Annotated in this window: 3 protein-coding genes; 1 reads left to right on the plus strand and 2 read right to left on the minus strand. The window is 68.9% G+C overall.

Features of this window, described 5'->3' with window-relative positions; translation table 11 throughout:
• Both WCJ52_RS11995 and WCJ52_RS12000 read right to left on the minus strand, forming a co-directional pair.
• Window positions 1-1,118 (minus strand): alanine--glyoxylate aminotransferase family protein (locus WCJ52_RS11995; RefSeq protein WP_336903541.1); only part of this gene is annotated, 1,118 nt, incomplete at its 3' end.
• A 63-nt stretch (window positions 1,119-1,181) separates the two neighbouring features.
• Window positions 1,182-2,633: an AMP nucleosidase gene (locus WCJ52_RS12000; RefSeq protein WP_336903542.1), complete on the minus strand. Its 1,452-nt coding sequence runs from the start codon at window positions 2,631-2,633 to the stop codon at window positions 1,182-1,184.
• 111 nt (window positions 2,634-2,744) lie between these two features.
• Here WCJ52_RS12000 and WCJ52_RS12005 point away from each other — a divergent pair.
• Window positions 2,745-3,943 (plus strand): dicarboxylate/amino acid:cation symporter (locus WCJ52_RS12005; protein WP_336903543.1); only part of this gene is annotated, 1,199 nt, incomplete at its 3' end.

Here is a 3,943-nt window from a genome sequence, read left to right on the forward strand (position 1 = left end):
CGCCCCTGGGCCCCCAGGGCGTCGGCCAGGGCGGTCAGGCACACGCGGACATGCCAGGGACTGGCCGACGCGCCCATCAGGCCGATTCGCCAGACCTGACCCTTAAGCGGCCCAAGGCCTGCGCCAATTTCCAGATCCCAGTGCGCGAGCAGGCGGGCGCGGACAGCCGCCTCGTCGACGCCCTCCGGGACCCGGACCGTATTGAGCTGGGGCAGGCGGTGCTCAGGGGCGACCAGCATCTGCAGGCCCAGGGCCTCCAAGCCAGCGACCAGGGCCTCGTGCATGCGGGCGTGCCGGACGAAGACGGCCTGCTGGCCTTCCTCGAACAGGGCGACCAGGGACTCGTGCAGGCCGTAGAGGGTGTTGATCGGGGCGGTGTGGTGATAGGTCCGGCCGCCCTCCCCGCCCCAGTAGGCCATCAGCAGACTGACATCGAGCAGCCAGTTGCGCACCGGCGTGGTGCGGGCGGCAACCGCCTCCAGGGCGCGTCGGGAAAAGGCCACTGGCGACAGGCCTGGGGGCGCGGAGAGGCACTTCTGGGTGCCGGAATAGAGCACGTCGGCGTCCCATGCGGCGGCGTCGACGGGCACCCCGCCCAGGGAGGTCACGCAGTCGACGATGGACAGGGCGCCATGGCGGCGGGCCAGGGCGCAGAGGGCGGCGGCGTCGGAGCGGACCCCGGTGGAGGTCTCGGCGTGGACAAAGGCCAGAACCTTGGCCGGCCCGGAGGCGAGGGCGGCCTCGACAGCGGCGACGTCCACCGGCTCGCCCCAGGGGGCGTCGACCCGGACCACCTCGGCGCCCGCCCGGCCAGCCATGTCGACCATGCGCCCGCCGAAGACGCCGTTGACGGCGATCACTGCCCGGTCGCCGGGCTCCAGCAGGTTCATCAGGGCCGCCTCCATGCCCGCCGTACCGGGGGCCGGCAGGGGCACGCAGACGTGGTCGGGGGCGTTGAAGAGGCGCGCCAGGGCGGCCTTGATCTCTTCCATCAGGTCCTGAAAGGCCGGATCCAGGTGACCCACGGTCGGACGGGACAGGGCGGCGAGCACCCGGGGGCTCACGTCGGAGGGGCCGGGCCCCATGAGGATACGTCTCGGCGGGTGGAAGCTCTGCATTTCGCCCTCTCTGTTCGGCGCGCGACGATTAGGCGAAGCGCGGGCCCGTGTCAGCACCCACGATCAGCGGAAGGGCGGCTCGTCGAAGCTGCGCAGCTTGCGGGAATGCAGGCCAGCCCCCTCGCGGCGGAGCAGGTCCACCGTGGCGAGGCCGATCTGGAGGTGCTGGCCGATGGCGCGGTCGTAGAAGGCGTTGGCCTGGCCAGGCAGCTTGATCTCGCCATGCAGGGGCTTGTCCGACACGCAAAGGAGGGTGCCGTAGGGCACCCGGAACCGGTAGCCCTGGGCGGCGATGGTGGCGCTCTCCATGTCGATGGCCACAGCCCGGGACTGGTTGAACCGGAGGGCGCTGGAGGAATACCGCAGCTCCCAGTTGCGATCGTCGGTGGTGACCACGGTGCCGGTGCGAAGCCGCCGCTTGAGCGCTTCGCCGCTCTCACCGGTGACGGCCTCCGCGGCGCGGCCGAGGGCGACCTGCACCTCGGCGATGGGCGGGATGGGAATCTCCGGCGGCAGGACGTCGTCGAGGACATGGTCGTCGCGCAGGTAGGCGTGGGCCAGGACATAGTCGCCGATGGTCTGCGACCCGCGCAGGCCGCCACAGTGGCCGATCATCAGCCAGGCCTGCGGCCTGAGCACCGCAAGGTGGTCTGTGATGGTCTTGGCGTTGGATGGGCCGACGCCGATATTGACCAGCGTGATGCCCCGGCGGCCCGGCGCCATGAGGTGGTAGGCCGGCATCTGGTGGCGTCGCCAGGGCGCATCGGCCACCACCTGCTCGGGATTCGGCGTGTCCCGGGTGACCAGGACGCCGCCGGCCGTGGACAGGGCCGTGTAGCCATCGTCCACCTTCAGGCGCTCGCAGGACCAGCGGACGAACTCGTCAACATACCGGTGGTAGTTGGTGAACAGCACATAGGACTGGACGTGCTCGGCGGGCGCGCCCGTGTAATGCGTGAGGCGCGCCAGGGAGAAGTCGGTGCGAAGGCCGTCGAAGAGGGCCAGGGGCCGGGCGGTGTCGACGGGCGAAACCCAGAGGCCGTCGGCCACCTCATCACCGATGTGTGCCAGCTCCGTGGTCGGGAAGTGCCGGGCGATCTCGGCAGACCCGATGTCGGCCCGGGCCAGGTCGACCGAGGCGTCGAGGACGTAGGCGAAGGGGATTTCCTGGGACGAGCGGGAGACGGTGACCGTGACGTCGAAGTCGGCCATGAGCAGGGACAGCTGCTCGACCAGGAAGTCTCTGAAGTGACGGGGCCGGGTGACGGTGGTCTCGTAGGCGCCGGGCGCGCCCAGCCGGGCATAGGCCCGGGCGAGGCGCGGATAGTCCTGGCCCGGAGGCCATTCCAGCCGAAGGGCGGGATAGGCGAAGGCCCCCGAGGCCCGCAGGGCTGGGTCCGGGGCGATGCCTTCGGACAGGAAAGCCCTGAGGGCGTTACGGAGGGTGGTGACGGAGGCGTCGTATTCGGCCTCCAGCGCATCACAGATGCGCGCGGCTTCAGCTTGAACTTTCATGCCGCATGATAGCCCGTCGCGGGCCGAATTCCGAGAGGGAGCGCCGCACAGGATGGACGGGCGGGCTGTTTATGGCCAAAAAGGCGAGGGATCCGCCCCCTGGGAAACGCCATGCGCCTGTTCAACATCTTCGTTATCGCCGCCATGGTCACGGGGGTCCTGGCGGGCTGGGCCGCCCACAGCTTCCTGTCGCCGGAACAGGCCTCAGCCTTCGCTGAGGGCCTGTCGGTGATCACAACCCTGTTCCTGCGCATGATCAAGATGATCATCGCCCCCCTGGTCTTCGCCACCCTCGTGGCCGGGATCGCCCACATGGAAGACGCAGCGGCGGTCGGCCGGGTGGGGGTGAAGGCCATCGGCTGGTTCCTCCTGGCCTCCATCGTGTCGCTGACCGTGGGCCTCTTGATGGTGCACCTGATCCAGCCCGGTGCCGGGATCACCCTGGATCCTTCGGCACTGGCCGACCGGGGGGTGGTGCCTGCCGCCAAGCTGACCCTGAAGGAGTTCCTGACCACCCATCTGGTGCCGGACTCGATCATCAAGGCCATGGCCAACAACGAGATCCTGCCCATCGTCGTCTTCTCGGTCTTCATCGGCACGGCCATAGCCTCGATCGAAGACCGCGCGCCCGCAGTCATGGCCCTGGTCGAACAGGTCTCGTCGATCATGCTGAAGGTGACGAGCTATGTCATGCTGGTGTCGCCGGCGGCCATCTTCGCCTCCCTCGCCTCGGTGATCGCCACTGAAGGCCTGGACATACTGGGCGCCTACGCCAAGTTCGTGGGTGGCTTCTACCTGTCCCTCGGCGTGCTCTGGACCCTGCTGCTGGCGGCCCTTATCCTGGTGGTGGGCCTCAGGGGCCTGAAGCTGGTGGCCGGCATCCGCGAGCCCATGCTTCTGGCCTTTTCCACCGCCTCGTCCGAGGCCGCCTATCCGGGCACACTGGCGGCGCTGCAGAAGTTCGGCGTCTCGCGCAAGGTGGCTAGCTTCGTCCTGCCCCTCGGCTACTCGTTCAACCTCGACGGGTCGATGATGTACTGTACCTTCGCGACCCTGTTCATTGCCCAGATCTACGGGGTCGAGCTGACCCTCATGCAGCAGATCACCATGCTGGGCCTGCTGATGGTGACCTCCAAGGGCATGGCCGGAGTGCCCAAGGCCTCGATCGTCGTGATCGCCGCCACCCTCGCCTATTTCGGCCTGCCGGAAGCCGGCATCGGCATCATCCTGGCGGTGGATCAGCTGCTCGACATGGGACGGTCGGCCACCAATGTGGTGGGCAACTCGGTGGCCAGCGCCGTGGTGGCGAA

This window comes from Phenylobacterium sp. (assembly GCF_037138395.1).
In the GTDB taxonomy this organism is placed as follows: domain Bacteria; phylum Pseudomonadota; class Alphaproteobacteria; order Caulobacterales; family Caulobacteraceae; genus Phenylobacterium.